Origin of the sequence: Corynebacterium tuberculostearicum, assembly GCF_032821615.1 — a bacterium.
GTDB lineage: Bacteria > Actinomycetota > Actinomycetes > Mycobacteriales > Mycobacteriaceae > Corynebacterium > Corynebacterium tuberculostearicum_H.
The window spans coordinates 13,085-32,505 of the sequence record NZ_JAVBIF010000015.1; the positions used below are offsets into that span (position 1 = coordinate 13,085).

Consider the following 19,421-nt stretch of genomic DNA (forward strand, 5'->3'; position numbering starts at 1 on the left):
GCTGGGGTGAGTGTTCTGACTATGCCTCCAGTCGGGTAGTATGCCTTTAAGGTCGATCGATAGATATTGAAGCGGCCGTTGCCTCTGTACCGCGCTGTTTCACTCTGGAACTTTTACCAAGGGGCGAAACACCCGATTTGATTGTAAGTACATGAATTTCAAGAAACTCTCGGAATCTCTGTTGTTCCGCATCATCGTCGCCATCATCCTTGGCGTGGTGGTGAGCCAATTCGCGCCAGAATGGTTTGGCCGCGTATTCGCCACCTTCAATGGACTCTTTAGTAACTTCCTCAATTTCTTTATTCCGGTCCTCATCTTCGCGCTTATCGCCCCGTCGATTGCTGGTCTGGGACGAGGGGCCGGAAAATGGTTGGGTATTACTGCAGGCATTGCCTACGGCTCAACGATTGTTGCGGGTCTTCTTGCCTACGTACTTGCGCACTGGCTCTACCCCACCATACTCAGTGGTCAGGATCTGATTACAAATGTCTCCGATATTGATGAGGGGGCACTCACTCCGTACTTCGAGGTGGAAATGGCGCCGCCTTTTGAGGTTATGACGGCTCTCTTGTTGTCATTCTGCATCGGTGTAGCGATGACTACAGTGAAGTCCGATACCTTGTATGCGGTCACAAAGGAATTGGAGAGCGTAGTAGTCAAGGTCATTTGGGGCTTTGTAGTGCCAATTCTGCCCTTCTATATCTTCGGCATGTTCTTGGGCTTGGGCATGAATGGCAATTTGGGCTCAGTACTCTCGGCCTTCGCGAAGGTCCTGATCCTGGCGGTTGTCATGACTCTGGTTTACCTGGTGCTCCAGTACATCATCGCTGGTGCCATCACCGGTAAGAATCCTTTCAAGGCATTGCGCAATATGGTGCCGGCATATTTCACCGCACTGGGAACCTCTTCTTCTGCCGCCACCATCCCGGTGTCTATGGAGTCCACCTTGAAGAATGGCATTTCGAAGCCGGTGGCAAGCTTCGTTATCCCACTGTGTGCGACCATTCACCTCTCTGGTTCCATGATTAAGCTGACGCTCTATGCCTTTGCGATTGTGTACATGGCGAACCTGGATATTAGTACGAGCACCGGCCTTGGTTTCATCTTCCTGTTGGGAATCATGATGATTGCGGCACCAGGTGTGCCTGGCGGCGCGGTTATGGTCGCAGCTGGACTACTGGCGGATATGATGGGCTTTGACGATGGCATGGTGGCGCTGATGATCGCGGCCTACATCGCCATTGACTCGGTCGGCACGGCTGCCAACGTTACTGGCGACGGCGCTATCGCGATGATCGTGGATAAGTTCGCGGGCTCCAAGAAGGACCACACCGAAGAGGAATCTGCAGAAGCAACCGCGTAGAGGCTTTTTATAGGGAACCCTCCTCAGCTGCCGAGAGCTGAGGAGGGTTCTTCGCGTCTTCAGGACTACTCTTGAGTCGCTGCCTTCATGCGAGTTACATACTCGGCGAGTTCCTTATGCAATGCTCTCTCGTCGGAAATGCGGCCTGGAGTTCCTTCCACTGGCCTGCCTTCCGCGTCTGTTTCACGTGAAACGTGGCGATCGATAATCTTGGTGATTGCGGATCCTGTAATGGCCCCCGCTGCCCCAGCGGCTACGGCATCGCGCACGTGTTCAGGCTCGGAAATGCCGAATCCGAGCAGTACCGGAGGTCCGTCAAACTTCTTGATGTTAGCGACGACTTCTTCGAGGCCAATTGTTTCTGATTGCTTTTCGGCACCGGTAACTCCATCTCTCGATACTGCGTAGATGTAGCCGCGTGAGCTTTGAGCGACGCCCTCGAGGGTGTGCGCAGTCGCGCGGGCCGGGGCGATAAAGATTGGGTCAATACCGGCTTTCTCTGCTGCGGTGATAAATGGAGCGCCTTCGCGCACAGGGACGTCGGGAAGCAAGATGCTGTCCGCACCCGCTTCTGCAAACTCGGCGTAGAACCGGTCGAAACCGCGAGTGAACGCCACATTGCCGTAGATGAGCATGCCGATGGGAAGCTCGGGAAATTCCGCGCGTATTGTTCGCACCTGTTCCAAGGCGGAATCTACGGTGGCGCCGCCATCGATCGCGCGAAGGTGGGAGGCCTGAATGGTGGGGCCGTCGGCCACTGGGTCAGAAAATGGAACACCGAGCTCCAATGCATCGGCTCCGGCCGCGACGACGGTTCGCACGATGGCCAGCGTGTGCTCTGGCGTGGGATCGCCCAACATGAGGAATGGGACGAAAGCACCCTCTCCCCTGTTGCGTAGTGAGCGGAATAGGTCTTCGTATCGGGTGCTCATTAGTTCTTCTCCTGGAGCTTAAATTCTGGGTGGTTCTCAAGGGTGTGGCGAACGTGGTCGATATCCTTATCGCCGCGGCCGGAAAGGGAGACCAAGATGTTGATGTCCTCATCCTTCCGCTTCAAGGCGTAGGCCAACGCGTGAGAGGATTCGAGAGCGGGAATGATGCCTTCCTTAGTGGAAAGAAGCTGGAATGCTTCCAGTGCTTCGACGTCAGTAATGCCGACATAGTGCGCGCGGCCACTGGCGTGTAAGTGCGCGTGCTGTGGTCCTACACCTGGGTAGTCGAGTCCGGCGGAAATAGAATAGGATTCTTCCACTTGGCCGTCCGCGTTGCGCATGAGGTAGCTGCGCGCGCCGTGGAGGATGCCAACCGTACCGTTGTTGATGGTGGCACCGTGCTTGCCGGAGTCTAGACCTTCGCCGCCAGGTTCGGCGCCGACGAGTTCCACTTCCTCTTCCTCAATGAAGTCTGCGAACATGCCGATTGCATTGGAGCCGCCTCCGACACACGCTACGACTACATCCGGTAGCCCACCGGTGCGCTCAAGCATTTGCGCTTTAGCCTCTTCGGAGATGACCTTGTGGAACTCTCGGACGATGGTTGGGAATGGATGAGGTCCGGCCGCGGTACCGAGGAGATAGTGGGATTCATGGAAAGTGGCGGTCCAATCACGGAGGGCTTCATTCACCGCGTCCTTAAGAGTTCCGGATCCGGTGTCGACGGCGACGACCTTCGCTCCCATCAGCTCCATACGGAATACGTTTGGCTGCTGTCGGGCCACATCTTTCGCACCCATGTAGATCACACACTCGAGATCCAGCAATGCGCACGCAAGTGCAGTAGCGGTGCCGTGCTGGCCCGCTCCGGTCTCCGCAATAATGCGTGTCTTCCCCATCCGCTTTGCTAGCAGTGCCTGACCAAGGACCTGGTTCGTCTTGTGTGCCCCACCGTGTACGAGGTCCTCACGCTTGAGGAAAATGCGCGCTTTACCCCCGAGGTTCTTCGCCTCTGTAATTGGTGTGGGACGGCCGAGATAATCACGCAATAGCGTGCTTAGCTCTTTGCGAAATGCGGGGTCGTTTTGTGCGTCGACAAAGGCCTCCTCAAGTTGGTCGAGCGCCGGGATGAGGGATTCGGGGACGAACTGTCCGCCGAATTCGCCAAAGTATGCCGGAAGGAGCGTTTCACGTGAAACTGTCATCGTTCTCTTCTTTCTATGGGTGTGTGTAGTTCCGGATGGTGCTAAAGGCTTGGGCGATCAGTGAGGAGTCCTTGCGCCCAGGTGCATATTCCAGACCTGAATTGAGGTCGAGTCCCGCCGTGCCGATTGACAGTGCCTCTTCGAGGTTGTCAAGCCGGAGCCCTCCGGCGAGGAGGGATTTCTCCTTCACTTCATCGGGGATCGTCCGCCATTCAAAAGTGGTTCCCGTCCCTCCACTGCCGGAGTCGAGGACGAGGGCCTCTACTTCTGGTACTAGGTCCGGCGTTAAGGCAGCGAATTCAGAGTTATTCATGTCGATGGCTCGCCAAAGGTGAAGACCGTCAGCGACGCCCCGAACATCGTGAAGGAATTCCAGCTCTGCTTCCCTACTCCCTTGGAATGGGGCGTGAAGCTGGAGAACTTTGAGGCCGGGGATCCTGGCTAGGCTTCCTAGCGTCTCCAAATCCGTAGACCGCGTCACGGCTACGTACTCCAACTCTGGTTCCGCGGAGATAATGCTTTGTGCGGTTTCACGTGAAACATTGCGGGGCGAATTCGGCGCGAAGATGAGTCCCCCGTATCGGGCTCCAGCAGCGCGCGCTGCTTGTGCGGAGGAGGCGGTGGTAAGGCCGCATACTTTGTTGGCACCATAGACGAGGTCGCGCGCCGCCCGATCGATGTCCTCCTGGGAGGTGAGCTGGGAGCCTACAAGGAAGGCGTGCGCGTGGGCTCCTAACCGGCGGACGGTGGCATTATCGCGGATTCCAGATTCGGAAACGATCACCTTTCCGTCTGGAACATGGCGGGCTAGGCGTTCGGTGCGGCCTAGATCAATGCTGAGATCGTGGAGATTGCGGTTGTTGATGCCGATGATATCCACGCCAAAATTCACCGCGCGATCCACCTCGTCCTCGGTGATGGCTTCGGTCAAGACGTCTAGGCCGAGTTTGTCTGCCAGTGCCTTGAGCTCACCGTAGGTGTCATCGTCCACGATAGACATCATGAGCAAGATGGCATCGGCGCCGTAGTAACGCGCGGCATAGACCTGGATGGGATCGACAATAAAGTCCTTGCACAGCACCGGCACATGCGTTGATAGCGCGACGGTCTGCAAGTGGTCGTAGTCGCCGCCAAACCGATCGGGCTCACACAACACCGAGATGGCGGAGGCGTAACGGGAGTAGATCCGGGCGATATCACCGGGCCGATAGTCTTCACGGATCATGCCGAGGGACGGCGAGGCGGACTTGCACTCCATGATGAAGCGGTTGGTGCCACGGAGGGCGTCGGCAAGCGAACGCTCCGAACGTGGCACGCTAGCTAAGTCCACGTGGGATAGCCGCTCCCGGAGTGCGGGCAGGTGAGTGCGGCGCGGGGCGACGATCTTCTCGAGCACCGTAGGCAAAGTATTCTCCGACATTAGCTCTCCTCCCCTACGGCATAGTTGGTGTTCTCGTGGAGTGCGAGCCAATCTTCAACAGTGCCGCTGCTAATCAGTTCCTTCGCGTGAGTGACTCCCGCCGCGATAGTTTCCGTGGTCCCGTTGAGGTAAAACATCGCGCCGGCGGTGGCGGCAATGGCGTCACAATGGGCGGGCTCGCCACGGCCGGCAAAGACAGCACGAAGGGCTTGGGCATTGGCGGCGCCGTCGCCGCCGGCTAGGTCCGCTAGTTCGTGGCGCTTGATGCCGAGGTCTTCTGGAGTAAGCTCATAAGAGACAATCTCGCCGTCGTTGAGCTCCCAGGCCTGTGTCGTGCCGTGGGTAGCGATCTCATCCGTGCCAGCGCCATGGACGACCAAGGCGCGCTTTCGGCCGAGTTCTCGGAAGACTTCCGCGATGAGTTGGCCTTGGGCTGGGTTGGCGATGCCCATGATTTGGAGAGAGGGGCGTCCTGGGGACAGGAGCGGTCCTAGCGTATTGAAGATGGTGGGGATACCTAGCGCCTTGCGCACTGGTTGTACGTGGGCGACTGCTGGGTTGTAGGCCGGGGCGAATAGGAAGGTGAAGTTGGAAGCGTTAAATTGGCGCACTGCTCGGGCGGTGTCTAGGTCCAGTGGGATATTCATGGCTTCGAGAACATCGGCCGATCCGGACTTGGAAGAGACCGAACGGTTGCCATGCTTGATCATCTTCACTCCCCCGGCGGCGGCAACGAGGGAGGCTCCCGTAGTGATATTGATGGTATTCGCGCCATCGCCACCAGTGCCGGCCGAATCCATGAGTCCTTCTCCGGTGATGGGGAATGGATAGCCCACCTTCAAAAATGCTTTGGCCGCGCCGGCAATGTCTGCGAAGGTCTCGCTGCGGGTGCGGATATGGGTAAGCAGCGCCGCGATATGAATATCGTCGTAGTCGCCCACGGCCAAGGGGGTAAATACCTCCATGGCTTCTTCGATGGTGGGCTGCGGGTTATTCAGGAAGGCTTGCAAGGTACGCAGGGGGTGGTGGTTCATTTTTAGTTCTCCGTATCCATAGTGGTGTGCGTATATAATTGATGAATGCAACGCTCGAGCATGAGGGGGCCGCGGGGCGTGAGGATGGACTCGGGGTGGAACTGGACGCCGAGGGCGCTACCGTCATCCGTTTCGGCCGCCATGGCTACCTCTCCGATGTCCGTGGACGTACGCGCGAGACAACGCATCCCCTGAGGGAGGTCCGCGCATCCAAGGGAGTGATAGCGCGCCACCGGAACTTGCGTACCGAGGTGACCCGGTTGGTCCGGCTCGGTATCAGTGGCAAGGTCCTGAAAGACGGGGTGCGTTACCCCGGCCTCGGTAAGAGTCATCGGGACGGATTTCCCGTGTACGGGCCCGCACGGTTCGACCGCGCCGCCGTGGTGCTCGAGTAGCGCTTGGAAGCCGAGGCACACGCCGAGGATGGGGATGGTGCCTAGGGTGGCGTCGATAAGCTCCATCATGCAGCCGGCGTCCCGTGGATGGCCGGGGCCCGGGGAAAGCACAATAATGTCGGGCTGCGCGCGCAGCACGTCGTGCACCGCTACGGTATTTCGAAAAACGGTGGTATCGAACCCAGCGAGGGCATCGACGAGGTTGTAGACAAAAGAATCGTGGTTATCCAGAAGGACAATATGCGGCGAGCTCATCGCTGTACCTCCAATTCGGCTCCGTGTGCCATGGCGATGGCATGGAGGACGGCGTAGGCCTTATGCACCGTTTCATCGGCCTCGGCTTGCGGCACTGAATCCTTGACCACGCCGGCGCCGGCCTGCACCACTGCGGTGCCGTCCTGGACGTAGGCCGAGCGGATGACGATGCAGTTATCCATGGCTCCATCGCCGCGCAGGTATCCCACCGCCCTGCCATAGGAGCCGCGGCGCTTTCCTTCCGTGCGGCGTATCAGTTCGGTGGCGCGAAGTTTGGGCGCTCCCGTAAGCGTTCCCATGTTCATGCACGCGCGGTAGGCATCGAGCGCATCGAAGTCCGGGTGGAGCGTCGCCGTGACGCGGGAGACTAGGTGCATGACCCGTGAGTAGCGGTCAACGTGCAGGAGTTCTGCCACTTGCCGGCTGCGGGGCACGGCCACGCGAGCGAGGTCATTGCGTGCTAAGTCCACCAGCATTGTGTGCTCCGCAATCTCTTTCTGGTCTGTACGCATTTCTAGCTCGTTGCGAATATCTAGTTCATGGTTGATGCTGCCATCCGGGTTGAGCCCGCGTGGCCGAGTTCCGGCGATGGGATAGAGCTGAATCTGCCTATCTTCTGGCGTGAATTTGAGATTTGATTCTGGCGAGGCGCCGAAGAGCTCATAGGCGGCACCGCGGACGTAGAACATATAGGGCGAGGGGTTAGTCTCGCGCAGCGCCCGGTAGGCAGCCAGGGCGTTGGGGCATTCCACGGTGAAGGCGCGCGCGGGCACTACTTGGTAGATATCGCCGGCGTGAATATTGCCTTTAAGCTTGTCGACGTCCGCCCGAAACCCCGCATCATTCACATCGGCCACCGCCCGGATCCTTTCCCTTTGCGGCGCCGTGGGACGAGCAGCCACCGGCAGTAAGGCAAGAGAATCCAACTCTTCCCGCAGGCGCTTGTCGTCGATGTCCCAGCCTTCTAGGTGTGCAGTTCCTTGTAGGTGGTCCACTGCGAGGACCGTTTGGGCTACCAAGAATTCAAAGTCCGGGTAGGTGTTGGCCCCGGGCTCAACCTCGGGCAGTTCTTCAAAAGTAGCGAGGTAGTCATAAGCGAATCCGCCCCCAAGGAACGGCAATAAAGGAGAGGAATAGTTGGCTTCTAATTGCAGGAACCGCAGAATATCAGCGGTAGATTCGGCAAGAAGCCGCTCCCGCTCGTCGGGGTGTGTGGACAGCGAGAACTCGAAAGCCGCGGTGGTAGTTTCACGTGAAACTAAGCGATGGTGGAACCGCTCCTCCAGGGAAGGAAGGAGCGACTCCCCCGCTTCCGTGAGAGCGCGTACCTCGACCCTCTGGCCGTGGCACGTTACTTTCAGGGCCGCCTTGAGTACGGCGAGGCAATTGAGATTCTTCTTCGTCTCAATGTCCGCGCTCTCGAGCAATAGAGAGTCGTGCGGTTGTGCGAGGGCGTCAAAGATTGCGGCCGCATCGCTGCCGTAGGAGATATCGCGAGTAGCGGTGTGTGGCATTGCAGTGCCCTTTCGGTGGGTGTGGGGAACGGGGAAACGGATAATGGGCTTCCGCGAGCAGAGGCACTAAAACGCCAAAAGGCCCGCAGAATGCGAGCCTAAAAATGGGAGGTGGAATAAGGCCCGCGGGTTACGCGCGCCACCACCAAGCAGTAGTCATCTTCTTCATGTCGGTCATACTAACCTATATTTCTATAGCTTGGAAGGTAATTGATAAAAATATTCGCCCACTCCCCTATGTTGCCGTGCCTGGCGCAGGACCAAGAAGACCGAATATCGATTCGCGGTACTGTGGGGTGCATTCACGCAATGGAGAAAGGTGATGAATATGAGCATCGATCAGAAGGAACTACTAGCGAAGGTCCCCACCCAGCTATTGATTGGCGGACAGTGGCGCGACGCGTCTTCCAGCGAGACCTTTGACGTAGAAAATCCGGCAACGGGCGCGACCATCGCCACGCTGTCGTCGGCGAATTCTGATGATGCGGTGGCTGCCCTCGATGCTGCCTGTGCGGTACAAGATGAGTGGGCGCGCACCACCCCGCGCGAGCGCGCCGATATTCTCCGCCGCGCCTTTGAGTTGTTACACGAGCGCGCCGATGAATTCGCCACCCTAATGACCCTTGAAATGGGAAAGCCTTTTGCTGAGTCCCAAGGTGAGGTCACCTATGGTGCGGAATATTTGCGGTGGTTTAGTGAGGAAGCCACGCGCGATTATGGCCGCTACTCCCCTGTCCCAGAAGGCACCTTGCGCATGGTTACCCGCCGCAAGCCCGTGGGTCCGTGCCTGTTGATTACTCCGTGGAACTTCCCCCTCGCCATGGCCACCCGAAAGGTTGCCCCAGCCGTTGCAGCGGGCTGCACCATGGTCCTGAAGCCGGCCAAGCTGACGCCGCTCACCGCGCAGTACTTCGCGCAAACCATGCTCGATGCCGGCCTGCCACAGGGTGTGCTCAATGTTGTCTCCGGCAGCTCCGCTTCGGCGATTTCGGAGCCCTTGCTTGCCGACGCCCGCTTGCGCAAGCTCTCCTTCACCGGTTCTACTCCAGTGGGCAAAACCCTTCTCAAGGGTGCCGCGGATAATGTCTTGCGCACCTCTATGGAGCTAGGCGGTAATGCACCGTTCATTGTTTTCGAGGATGCGGATATCGACCAAGCGGTTGCGGGAGCCATGGGCGCGAAGATGCGCAATATTGGCGAGGCTTGCACCGCGGCCAACCGCTTCGTGGTGCACGAGTCCGTGGCGGAAGAGTTTACGCAGAAGCTGGCAGCAGAGTTTGAGAAGCTCGTCGTCGGCAATGGCATGGACGAAGGCGTGACGTGTGGTCCGCTGATTGAGGCTAAGGCGCTCGACAATGTCGCCTCCCTGGTTGAGGATGCGGTGGACAAGGGTGCGACCGTTGTCACCGGTGGCACCCGCGGCGAGGGCGCGGGCCACTTCTATGCGCCCACAATCCTGAGCAATGTTTCACGTGAAACTCGCGTGGCTCAGGAAGAAATTTTTGGACCGGTCGCGCCCATCCTTACCTTCAAGGATGAATCGGAAGCGCTAGAGATTGCGAACGATACGGAGTACGGACTTGCCTCCTATGTATATACGGAGGATTCCGATCGCCTCTGGCGCGTTGCCGACGGCCTCGAGTTTGGCTTGATGGGATTCAATGCCGGTGTCATCTCCAATGCCGCTGCCCCATTCGGTGGCGTCAAGCAATCTGGTTTAGGACGCGAAGGCGGCGCCGAAGGTATTGAGGAATATACCTCGGTGCAGTACTTGGGCATCCGTGATCCTTATGCCGGCGCCTAGGATTCAAGAACTTTTCTTAAGCGTGAATAAGTCAACGCTACCTACCCAGTGCGGAGCATTTTTCCAGTTCAAGGGGTAGCGGTTGCCGATAGCCGCCCGTCTACGGGCGGCTTCGATAGGGGCCTGGAAAGTTTTTCAATTAACCTTTGTAGCCTGCGGGGCGTATAGTGCCTCTCCGTATAATCCAATTTCTATTTCCTTCGTCTGCGATGCGCGGCCTTATGGCCAGCGCGTGGAGAGGGAATTTTCTTTTTGTTATTTGGAGTGAGTAAATGACGCCTACAGAACCTACAGAACCTTCAGCGGCTAAGCCGCAGCTGATTACGCCTACGTTTGTCCTCGCGTGGGTGGCTAATTTTTGTCAGTTCTTGGTCTTTTACCTGTTCGTAACCACCATGGCCCTCTACGCGGTAGAGAGTTTCGGGGCATCGGATACCGTGGGCGGTTTCGCCTCCAGTGCCTTTGTTCTGGGCGCGACGTGCATGCGCGTGTTCTCCGGCTGGATCGTGGACCGCGTGGGCCACAAGAAGGCGGCCTTGACCTCCCTGGCCTTCGTCACACTTGTAGCTGTGGCGTACTTTTTTGCGCATAATGTTGCGGTCTTGATTATCGTGCGAATGGTGCACGGCGCGGCCTATGCCTTGACCTCCACCGCACTTATGGCGGTGGCGCAGTCCGTTATCCCACACGAACGCCGTGCGGAAGGCACCGGATACTTCGCCCTGGGTACTACCCTGGCAACCGCGTTTGGTCCAGCTATCGGCCTGCTATTGGCTAATAACATCGGCTACACCACGCTTTTTGCTGTCGCCCTTGGTGCAAATATTGTTTCCCTGATCCTGGCCTTGGTGCTGCGCTATCCGGCCGAGGTTTCCTCCGAAAAGCCGGCCTTTAGTCTGCGCAATGCCGTGCACCCCAACGTGGTTCCTATCGGTCTATTCATGCTCCTAGTCGGCATCGCCTACTCCGGCGTGGTGACCTACCTCAACGCCTACGCCCGCAAGGAAGACCTGGCCACCGGCGCAGGGCTCTTCTTTATCGGCTATGCGGTCACGATGCTCATCATGCGCTTCTTCTTGGGCCGTATCCAGGACCATAAGGGTGATAATGCCGTAATGTACCTCGGCTTGGCCGCCTTTGTCGTGGCCCTGCTGATCATGGGCTTCCCCACCAATGACGTCATGCTGGTGGTCGCGGGCGCCTGCACCGGCTTGGGTTTCGGCACCCTCAGCCCCGCCTGCCAAGCCATCTCCGTGCGCTCGGTGTCTGCCGCGCAGTTGGGCGCCGGTATCTCCACCATGTTCCTGCTCATGGACCTCGGCATTGGCCTGGCCCCGTTTGGCTTGGGCCCCATCGTTGCGGCAACTGGCTTTGACACGATGTATCTCATTCTCGCGGGTCTCGTGGTCATCGCCGCTATCTACTACTTCTTTGTGCACGGCCGCTTCCCTAAGGCGAAGGGGCACCATCTGAGCTTTGAAGCGGGCAAGTAACACAGCCACTTCCCCTCCTTCGCACTCAGCATGAAAAGCACGCCAGCGCTAAGCGCTGGCGTGCTTTTGTTTTGTCCGCACAACGGGCAAAAAGAGTGTGCTGGCCTCGCCGGTAAGCTAAAGGCGCTGACACAGCCTGCGGTTCCGGAAGTAGAGTATGCGTCGACATCCGCTGCGCATGGATGTGTTAATTAGCGGTCCCGTTGCCTACTGGATGTTTCGGCTTATCGAGTGCGGGCGGAACGACGGGCATTGATGAGCTCGACATAGCGGGCTAAGAGCGCTTGTGTAACTAGGTTCGAAGCGAGTTCTGTTGGTGTGCGGGCAGGCAGCCAGCATCGATAACGCGCCGGGCGAGGGCGCGGTCTCCCATCTTGGCGGCAAAGGCCATGCGCATGGTGATGCCGTGGCTGGGCGGGGTCTCCAGCTCAATGGCGTCGCCGGGGCGAATGCGGCCGGGGGAAATGATGCGCAGGTAGGTGCCGCAGCCGCCACGCGCGGTCCAGCGCTTGAGCCAGCCGCGCTCCCCTAGCCAGCCGGCGAAGGTGGCACACGGTTGGCGGGGCACGGATACCTCAAGCACGGCGGTGCCAATGCACACGCGCTGATTGATGAGCAGAGCAGACAGATCGATGCCCTGCGTGGTGAGATTTTCGCCAAAGCCGCCGGAGGCCAGCGGGCGGGAAAGTTCGGATTGCCAGTAATCCAGTTCCTCACGGGAGTAGGCATAGACGGCCTTATCGTTGCCGCCGTGATGTTGGGTGTCACCAATTATATCGCCGCGCACGCCGGACCCATCGCCATAATGGGGTCCGGGTGCTGCCAGATCGATAAAGTCTTGCGGCTTTTTGTCGATGCCCGAGAACTCATGCCGCCCGCTCGGGTCCGGCCGGCGGACGGCGACATTGGTGGAGACGACCTGCATGCCTGTCACCCTAGCTGAGCGTGAGCGCCTCCGCGGTGAGAATATCGCGGTAGAAAAGCTGCGGGGCGAGGGAGACGGCCTCGGCGAGCTGCGGGAGGGCGTCGTCAAGCGTGGCGGCGAAAGCAGGGTCCGCCAGCTTGCCATTGGCCACACCGCGCGCCGTGATGGCAAAGACATAGGAAATAAACGGCATCCACGCGGAATCACCGAGCTCCGAATTGCCATCGCCAAAGGCGTCCAGCGCGAGCAGGGTATGTAGGACGGACTTATCGACGCCCAGCTGTTGCAGCGTCACCCGCAGCTGCATTGCGGTGCTACGCAGATTGGAAATGGTGCCCAGGCGGGTGAGTGCAAGGTCATTGGCAAAGCACTCGCGCAGTGCGGCGATGCGGTGGGCATCATCGCAGAGCTGGTCGCTGTCCGTTGCCGGCGTAGGTGCCTCGCCCGTGGCGCTCATCAACAGCATGGGGCGGGTGACATCGTCGACTCCGGTGGACGGCACGCGCGCGAGGGAGGCGGAGCCGTGGGCTTCGACATAGTCATAGGCGGCGTCGGCAAGCGCGGCCAACAGCGAGGAAGGCTCGCCGGCCGGCTCCTCGCGGCGGAAGGTGCGGGAGACCAGGCCGGTGCGGACAAAGGCGCGCATGCGCTGCCCCGGCTCAAAGTCCGCGGCCATAAGGGCATCCATGCTGGCGCGCGGATCGGCCTCAATCTCCTTGATGATTCCCTCGAAGGTTTCCTTGGCCTTGGGCGCGAGGCGGCGCATGGCCGCGTAGGTAGGCCACAGGCCCTCGGTGTTTTCGGTTTCACCGTCGTGGAAGATGATGAGTGCGCTCGCCGGCGGGTACTGCGGCGCGGCCAAGTCGCTGGCCGGCTCATCCTCGCGGAAGTCCACGATGAGGTGGCCGGCGTCCAGCAGCTCCTCGGGCAGCTCAAAGCCTTCCTCAGTGGGCTCCAGCGGCAGCGGCTCACCTGCAGGATTGCCCAGCGGCCACGCCCAAGCCAATAGCTCTACCTCTTCCTCGTGTGCCTGCTCGGGGATGAGGATGCCGTCCTCAATGGTTGCGCGGGCGACCAACGGTGCCTTGCGCACGGTGGCGATGGCGGCATAAATGAGGTCGCTGGCCGCGGTGGCCTCATATTCCATGACGCGACGCTCAAAGCTGCGCTTTTGGTGCGCTGCGCGCTCCTTTTCCGGCAGTCCTTCGAGGTATTCCTCATAGGACAACGTGGACCACAGGAGGTAGAGCTCCAGCGAGGTCTTCTTCGTCAGCGCCGACTTCAGCGCGCGGTTTGGTACGGACAGGCTGGTGGCGGCCTCCGTAGAGCCATTGGCGGTGACCAGGTCCCTAATCTTCTGGTTCTTGTCAATGACCACGAACTTTGCCAGCGGCAGTGGCTCCGGTGAGTGGATGGTAAAAAGTGCATCCGCATCGAGCTGGTCCGCCAGGATGACCTGCTTATCCAGGTAATCCACGGGCTCGGCCGCGGTGCGCTTCACGCGAGTACGAATCGTCGCCGGTTCCACCTGGAAGGTCAGCTCATAGCCGGCCTCACTGCCGACGGTCTCCTCGCGCACGCTTTCGTCCTCGCCAAAGACGCGCTGGCCCTTTTCCATCTGGATAGCCTTGCCCGGCGCAGAAGCCAAGGCATAGCTAAACGGCGAAAGGTTGCCCAGGGCATCGATAAAGCGGAAGTTGGTGCCGCGCGGGCCCTCGTTCTTGGCACGCATGTGCAGCGACTCCGCAAAATTGAGGTACTGGATATCCACCAGTTCCTCGTCCTTGTACAGGGTGAAGCGGTAGCGGCCTACCCAGGGATCCTCGAAGGCGTCTGCGGGAAGCACCTCGTGAATACCCTCCGGCAGCTCGTCCTCCAGCACGGCCTCCTCTTCCCCACCAATGGGGACATAGGCCAGCTCCATGCTGAGTTCCGTATTGGCGATGACCCGCGGGGACTGGGTATAGACCAGTTCGCCATCGAGGCCATGGGCATTGGGTAGCGTCTTGACGGCCATGTCCCAGGCAAAATCAGGGCTGCCGGACACCTTGATGGTCGCGGATTCTTGGCGCGGAACCTCCACGGTGAAAGACTGGCTGACCTCTATTGGGGTGATGGTCCAGCCCTCCCATGCGCCGTGGGGACGGGACTCGCCGACCTTGGCCTTGGCCAGCTCCGTGCCGGCCGGGGCGATAAAGGTATAAGAACCCTTAGCCACCGCGGTGGTGGTATCGATTGGGCGATGGGTGGAATCGAGCAGCAATCCGCCATTGGCCACGCCGGCGAATTCCACGGTGTGCTCCTCAAAGGAGACGCTGAGGTGGCTAAAGGCACGCGGCATGCTGATCCACAAGCCGGGCTCTTCGCCCTCAACGTAGTAGAACTTGCGGGTGTCCTCGCTGCCGTCGAGCAGCTGTGCGGTCACGGTCCACTGGGGATCTTCTGGCTCATAACCTGCGGTTACGGCCGGTAGGTACAGCTCCAATGTGTCGGTAGCTGGAGAGAGGCGCAGGTGCGGGATCCCCTGAAATACCGCTGCGTCTGCAAAAGATGATAGCTGGCTGCGAAACTTCTCCTGGCTCATTTACTCCAGCCTAGAACATTTTCATGCAGATCTGCATTTTGGCTGCGAGCGGCGGAAATGACGCGAAAACCGGGGGCGATTACGGCGGGGATTTTGGGTGTGCGTGCCCTGCGGAACGCGGAAAGCGTAGTGAACTACCCCGCTCCGGGATGCGGCTATTACACTGTGTGATTATGACTACCCAGAGCGATTCCACTTCGTACCGCTATACCCCGGAGCTGGCGAACCAGATCGAGAAGACCTGGCAGCAGTACTGGAAAGACAATGGCACCTTTAATGCCCCGAACCCGGTAGGCGAGCTCGCCACCGATGCGGGCGAGTTGCCTAAGGAAAAGCTCAATGTGCAGGATATGTTCCCCTACCCTTCCGGTGCGGGCCTGCACGTGGGACACCCACTGGGATATATCGCCACCGATACTTACGCCCGCTATAACCGCATGCTGGGCAAGAACGTGCTGCACACCTTGGGCTACGACGCCTTCGGCCTGCCGGCCGAGCAGTACGCCATCCAGACCGGTACCCACCCGCGCACCACCACTGAGGCGAATATTGAAAACATGCGCCGCCAGCTGGGCATGTTGGGCCTGGGCCATGATCCGCGCCGCTCCGTGGAATCAACCGATCCGGAGTTCTTCAAGTGGACGCAGTGGATTTTCCTGCAGATTTATAACTCTTGGTTCGATGAGGAGCAGCAGAAGGCGCGCCCGATTGCAGAGCTCATCAAGGAGCTAGAGGCCAATAAGCGCACCACTAAGGACGGCCGCTACTACGAGGACCTCACCGAAGAGGAAAAGGCCGCGGCCATCGATGAATTCCGCCTAGTCTACCTGTCTAATTCCACGGTGAACTGGTGCCCGGGCTTGGGTACCGTGCTGGCAAACGAGGAGGTCACCGCTGAGGGTAAGTCCGAGCGCGGCAATTTCCCCGTCTTCCGCAAGAACCTCTCGCAGTGGATGATGCGCATTACCGCCTACTCCGATCGCTTGCTGGATGACCTGGAGCTTTTGGATTGGCCGGACAAGGTGAAGTCCATGCAGCGCAATTGGATCGGCCGTTCCCGCGGCGCAGAGGTTTCCTTCCCTGCCGAGGGCTACGAGATCGAGGTCTTTACCACCCGCCCGGATACCCTCTTCGGTGCCGAGTACGTGGTGCTGGCCCCAGAGCATGAGCTTGTCGACGCCCTCCTCTCCCCCATCCCTTATGACGATGACGTGGATGAGCGTTGGACCTATGGCCACGATGATCCGAAGGAGGCTGTGGAGTCCTACCGCACCGATATTGCCGCCAAGTCCGACTTGGAGCGCCAGGAGAACAAGGAAAAGACCGGCGTCTTCCTGGGTACTTATGCCACCAACCCGGTCTCTGGCAAGAAGGTCCCGATCTTCATCGCGGACTATGTGCTGACCGGCTACGGCACTGGCGCCATCATGGCAGTTCCGGCGCACGACACCCGTGACTACGAGTTCGCCCAGGCTTTCGGCCTACCAATTACGGAGGTTGTCTCTGGCGGAAACGTGGAGGAAGAAGCCTGGACCGAAGACGGCGCGCTGGTTAATTCCTCGAACGGCAAGGGCCTGGATCTCAACGGCCTGAACAAGGCCGAGGCCATTGCCGCGGCCATCGAATGGCTGGAAAAGGACGGCTCCGGCCGCGAAAAGGTGCAGTACAAACTGCGCGATTGGCTCTTCGCCCGCCAGCGTTACTGGGGCGAGCCCTTCCCCATCGTCTACGACAAGGACGGTTTTGCCCACGCTCTGCCGGAATCCATGCTGCCGGTAGAGCTGCCAGAGGTGGAAGACTATAAGCCCGTTTCCTTTGATCCAGAGGACAAGGATTCCGAGCCACAACCACCGCTGGCAAAGGTGCGCGATTGGGTCGAGGTAGAGCTCGATTTGGGCGATGGCCCACAGACCTATTTCCGCGATACCAACGTTATGCCGCAGTGGGCGGGTTCTTCTTGGTACCAGCTGCGCTATATCGATCCCCGCAATAATGAGGCATTCTGCGATATCGAGAACGAGCGCTACTGGACCGGCCCGCGTCCAGAGCAGCATGGCCCGCAGGACCCGGGCGGCGTGGACCTCTACGTCGGCGGCGTTGAGCACGCGGTGCTGCATCTGCTCTACTCCCGCTTCTGGCATAAGGTGCTCTTTGACTTGGGCTTTGTTAGCTCCCAAGAGCCTTACCGCCGCCTGTACAACCAGGGTTATATCCAGGCCTATGCCTACACGGATTCCCGCGGCGTGTACGTTCCGGCCGCTGAAGTAGAGGAAAAGGACGGCAAGTTCTACTACAACGGCGAAGAGGTCAATCAGGAGTACGGCAAGATGGGCAAGTCCCTCAAGAATGCCGTGGCTCCGGACGATATTTGCCGCGACTTCGGTGCCGATACCCTGCGCGTTTACGAGATGTCCATGGGTCCGCTGGATACGTCTCGCCCGTGGGCTACCAAGGATGTCGTAGGCTCCCAGCGCTTCTTGCAGCGCCTGTGGCGCCTAGCCGTCAACGAGGACACCGGTGAGCTGGCCACTACCGACGCCGCCTTGAGCGAGGATGACCTCAAGCAGCTCCACCGCACCATCGCAGGCGTGCGCGATGATTACGAGAACCTGCGGCTCAATACCGTGGTGGCCAAGCTCATCGAGTACGTCAACTACCTGACCAAGACCTACCGCACCGAGGCCCCGCGCGCCGCCGTGGAGCCGATCGCACAGTTGGTCTCCCCCATTGCCCCGCATATCGCGGAGGAACTGTGGCAGCGCTTTGGTCATGACGAGACCATCACCTATCAGCCCTTCCCCACTTTTGAGGAAAAGTACCTGGTAGACGACGAAATCGAGGTGCCGGTTCAGATCAATGGCAAGGTTAAGGCCCGGATCAACGTGGCCGCTGATGCGAACCAGGATGCGGTCTTCGATGTTGCCCTCGCCGACGCGAAGATTGCTGATTTGACCAGCGGAAAGGACGTGGTGAAGAAGATCTACGTTCCGGGCCGCATGGTCAACCTCGTGGTCAAGTAGTTACTCGTCCCAAAATTCCGTGGCGCACAGCGCAATGCCGTGTGCCCGGATCCCCTGGCCGACCTCCAGCTTCTCGTTCACGATGAGCGGGAGGCCGTCGAGGTCGCATACCCAAAACTCCCCCAAGCCCAGCTCATTGCTGTGCTTGGCGACGCCCCCGATAGTCCCCGCTACCTCTACCTGCGGGTTAAGCATGCTGGGCTTGAAGTTCCGGTAGAAGCGCTCGGTAGCGGGCGAAGTTAAGGAAAACTCTTCCGGTTCCCCTACCTGGTAATTCAAAGCCACAACCGCCGGCCGCACCTGTCCCTGGAGCTTTTCTCCTCCGACTGGGTTGCCTGCCGGCAGGGCAAAGGGCGCATCCGCCAGCGCCGCGAACTTAAGATCACCAGTTTCCACAATGCCGATATAGGGCGTTGCGCGATATATCGTGCCCGGTGCCTCTTCCCCACCCCGGTAGGAGGGAACTGCGGCCCACTCCCCTTCGTACTCCATACCTGTAACCGCCATGCCAGACGGGTCGGCGTGGAATAGCACTCGATCAAATCCGGGCGCCTCCCACATGTCGTGGTCGGTAGGCAGCTCCGCAATGAGTTCTTGCATATCCGCGAAGTCGAAACCGCACGTGCTAAATAGCTTATCCATGCTTGCCATTCTAAACGCTGCGGTCTTCTCTGCCGGAGCGGTCATTGCGTTCGCACTCGCATCCTTGTCGCGAGTATTTGCTTCACTATTTAATTTTCACGTCAAGAACATATCTACTCAAACAATGGTGAGTTTCAGCAGATAGGTATTCAAAAGGAAAATTAAAGTGCTTTTGGTGGAAAAGGTATTGGTTTGTGAAATTGTGGTTCTCGTAGACCCACATCTCTGTGCAGTAGTGGGAGTTGGTGTATCAACTCAACGCAGGCCAATGAGTTGCTAGATCAACTGTGCAGTATAGACTTGTGAAAGAAGGAGAACCAAAGGAGGAATGCGATGCGCGTGGAGCAGAGTGCAGCGTGGGGTGACTTTGTCGCCATGCAGGAAGCGCTCCACGCGCGGCTTTCTGGAGAGCTGCAGAGTGGCTCTAGTTTGAGCGAGGCGGACTACGCGGTCTTGGCGGTCCTGTATCGTCGGCGCCAGATTTCTACACGCCCGCATGAACTGGCGGCGGAACTCCGGTGGGAGAAGTCGCGGCTGCATCGGCAGTTAGTGCGCATGGAGTCCCGAAAGTTGGTTTCCAGGCGCGAGGCACCGGAGTTAGGAACCCGTGCAGTTGAAGTCACTGTGACGGAAAAGGGCAGCGCCGCTTTCAGTGCAGCGATTGCGCGACATACCGCCGCAGTCGAGGAAATCGTGGTGGGCACCCTTAGTGATGAAGACCTACAAACGTTGGGCAGGATTTCCCGCACGTTGCTACGCGGGGTAGTCCAAGAGGAGAAGTCGGAAAGCTAGCGCTCGGCTGGTAAACCGTGCATACAAAAAGGCACCCGCCGAA

The 19,421-nt window shown here is 59.1% G+C and carries 14 protein-coding genes; 5 read left to right on the forward strand and 9 right to left on the reverse strand.

Annotated features, from left to right (window positions below; all coding sequences use genetic code 11):
- Positions 1–151: 151 nt before the first annotated feature.
- Complete coding sequence (locus RAE09_RS09695; protein WP_005326930.1) at positions 152–1,363, forward strand: dicarboxylate/amino acid:cation symporter; 1,212 nt, start codon at positions 152–154, stop codon at positions 1,361–1,363.
- Positions 1,364–1,428: 65 nt separating this feature from the next.
- On the opposite strand, the gene trpA is transcribed toward RAE09_RS09695, so the two are convergent.
- The 6 genes from trpA to RAE09_RS09725 are packed head-to-tail and all read right to left on the reverse strand — an operon-like array spanning position 1,429 to position 8,118.
- Positions 1,429–2,295: a tryptophan synthase subunit alpha gene (gene trpA / locus RAE09_RS09700; protein WP_005326932.1), complete on the reverse strand. Its 867-nt coding sequence runs from the start codon at positions 2,293–2,295 to the stop codon at positions 1,429–1,431.
- Entirely contained in the window at positions 2,295–3,500 is a 1,206-nt protein-coding gene (gene trpB, locus RAE09_RS09705; protein WP_316981569.1) for a tryptophan synthase subunit beta, read from the reverse strand. Before trpB ends, trpA begins: the two co-directional genes overlap by 1 nt.
- Positions 3,501–3,513: 13 nt before the next feature.
- On the reverse strand, positions 3,514–4,920 hold the full coding sequence (gene trpCF, locus RAE09_RS09710; RefSeq protein WP_316981570.1) for a bifunctional indole-3-glycerol-phosphate synthase TrpC/phosphoribosylanthranilate isomerase TrpF: 1,407 nt from the start codon (positions 4,918–4,920) through the stop codon (positions 3,514–3,516).
- Positions 4,920–5,954 carry an anthranilate phosphoribosyltransferase gene (gene trpD / locus RAE09_RS09715; RefSeq protein WP_316981571.1) on the reverse strand — a complete coding sequence of 345 codons (1,035 nt, stop codon included), beginning with the start codon at positions 5,952–5,954 and terminating at the stop codon, positions 4,920–4,922. Before trpD ends, trpCF begins: the two co-directional genes overlap by 1 nt.
- A gap of 2 nt (positions 5,955–5,956) precedes the next feature.
- Positions 5,957–6,604 carry an anthranilate synthase component II gene (locus RAE09_RS09720; protein WP_316981572.1) on the reverse strand — a complete coding sequence of 216 codons (648 nt, stop codon included), beginning with the start codon at positions 6,602–6,604 and terminating at the stop codon, positions 5,957–5,959.
- Positions 6,601–8,118 carry an anthranilate synthase component 1 gene (locus RAE09_RS09725; RefSeq protein ID WP_250412813.1) on the reverse strand — a complete coding sequence of 506 codons (1,518 nt, stop codon included), beginning with the start codon at positions 8,116–8,118 and terminating at the stop codon, positions 6,601–6,603. Before RAE09_RS09725 ends, RAE09_RS09720 begins: the two co-directional genes overlap by 4 nt.
- A 322-nt stretch (positions 8,119–8,440) precedes the next feature.
- On the opposite strand from RAE09_RS09725, the gene RAE09_RS09730 reads away from it, so the two are divergent.
- Positions 8,441–9,922 (forward strand): NAD-dependent succinate-semialdehyde dehydrogenase, encoded by a 1,482-nt coding sequence (locus RAE09_RS09730; RefSeq protein WP_394372006.1) that lies wholly within the window; start codon positions 8,441–8,443, stop codon positions 9,920–9,922.
- 272 nt (positions 9,923–10,194) lie between these two features.
- A complete protein-coding gene (locus RAE09_RS09735) occupies positions 10,195–11,415 on the forward strand; it encodes an MFS transporter (RefSeq protein WP_316981574.1) in 1,221 nt (406 codons plus the stop codon).
- Between the two features lie 292 nt (positions 11,416–11,707).
- On the opposite strand, the gene RAE09_RS09740 is transcribed toward RAE09_RS09735, so the two are convergent.
- The gene (locus tag RAE09_RS09740) at positions 11,708–12,340 is read right to left on the reverse strand and encodes an MOSC domain-containing protein (protein WP_316981575.1); all 633 of its coding nucleotides are present in this window, start codon (positions 12,338–12,340) and stop codon (positions 11,708–11,710) included.
- A 10-nt stretch (positions 12,341–12,350) separates the two neighbouring features.
- On the reverse strand, positions 12,351–14,924 hold the full coding sequence (locus tag RAE09_RS09745) for a hypothetical protein (protein WP_316981576.1): 2,574 nt from the start codon (positions 14,922–14,924) through the stop codon (positions 12,351–12,353).
- 173 nt (positions 14,925–15,097) lie between these two features.
- Between RAE09_RS09745 and leuS the strand changes: the two genes are divergently transcribed.
- Positions 15,098–17,944: a leucine--tRNA ligase gene (gene leuS, locus RAE09_RS09750; protein ID WP_316981577.1), complete on the forward strand. Its 2,847-nt coding sequence runs from the start codon at positions 15,098–15,100 to the stop codon at positions 17,942–17,944.
- On the opposite strand, the gene RAE09_RS09755 is transcribed toward leuS, so the two are convergent.
- Complete coding sequence (locus tag RAE09_RS09755) at positions 17,945–18,586, reverse strand: hypothetical protein (RefSeq protein ID WP_316981578.1); 642 nt, start codon at positions 18,584–18,586, stop codon at positions 17,945–17,947.
- A 333-nt stretch (positions 18,587–18,919) separates the two neighbouring features.
- On the opposite strand from RAE09_RS09755, the gene RAE09_RS09760 reads away from it, so the two are divergent.
- Positions 18,920–19,378 carry a MarR family winged helix-turn-helix transcriptional regulator gene (locus RAE09_RS09760; protein ID WP_316981579.1) on the forward strand — a complete coding sequence of 153 codons (459 nt, stop codon included), beginning with the start codon at positions 18,920–18,922 and terminating at the stop codon, positions 19,376–19,378.
- Positions 19,379–19,421 lie beyond the last annotated feature (43 nt).

Excerpts from the sequence above, each read along its gene's own strand:
- RAE09_RS09725 (WP_250412813.1), bottom strand. The coding sequence starts at position 8,118 with ATGCCACACACCGCTACTCGCGATATCTCCTACGGCAGCGATGCGGCC.
- RAE09_RS09760 (WP_316981579.1), top strand. The coding sequence starts at position 18,920 with ATGCGCGTGGAGCAGAGTGCAGCGTGGGGTGACTTTGTCGCCATGCAG.
- trpA (WP_005326932.1), bottom strand. The coding sequence starts at position 2,295 with ATGAGCACCCGATACGAAGACCTATTCCGCTCACTACGCAACAGGGGA.
- RAE09_RS09720 (WP_316981572.1), bottom strand. The coding sequence starts at position 6,604 with ATGAGCTCGCCGCATATTGTCCTTCTGGATAACCACGATTCTTTTGTC.
- RAE09_RS09730 (WP_394372006.1), top strand. The coding sequence starts at position 8,441 with ATGAATATGAGCATCGATCAGAAGGAACTACTAGCGAAGGTCCCCACC.
- trpB (WP_316981569.1), bottom strand. The coding sequence starts at position 3,500 with ATGACAGTTTCACGTGAAACGCTCCTTCCGGCATACTTTGGCGAATTC.
- RAE09_RS09735 (WP_316981574.1), top strand. The coding sequence starts at position 10,195 with ATGACGCCTACAGAACCTACAGAACCTTCAGCGGCTAAGCCGCAGCTG.
- RAE09_RS09745 (WP_316981576.1), bottom strand. The coding sequence starts at position 14,924 with ATGAGCCAGGAGAAGTTTCGCAGCCAGCTATCATCTTTTGCAGACGCA.
- RAE09_RS09755 (WP_316981578.1), bottom strand. The coding sequence starts at position 18,586 with ATGGATAAGCTATTTAGCACGTGCGGTTTCGACTTCGCGGATATGCAA.
- RAE09_RS09695 (WP_005326930.1), top strand. The coding sequence starts at position 152 with ATGAATTTCAAGAAACTCTCGGAATCTCTGTTGTTCCGCATCATCGTC.
- RAE09_RS09740 (WP_316981575.1), bottom strand. The coding sequence starts at position 12,340 with ATGCAGGTCGTCTCCACCAATGTCGCCGTCCGCCGGCCGGACCCGAGC.
- leuS (WP_316981577.1), top strand. The coding sequence starts at position 15,098 with ATGACTACCCAGAGCGATTCCACTTCGTACCGCTATACCCCGGAGCTG.
- trpCF (WP_316981570.1), bottom strand. The coding sequence starts at position 4,920 with ATGTCGGAGAATACTTTGCCTACGGTGCTCGAGAAGATCGTCGCCCCG.
- trpD (WP_316981571.1), bottom strand. The coding sequence starts at position 5,954 with ATGAACCACCACCCCCTGCGTACCTTGCAAGCCTTCCTGAATAACCCG.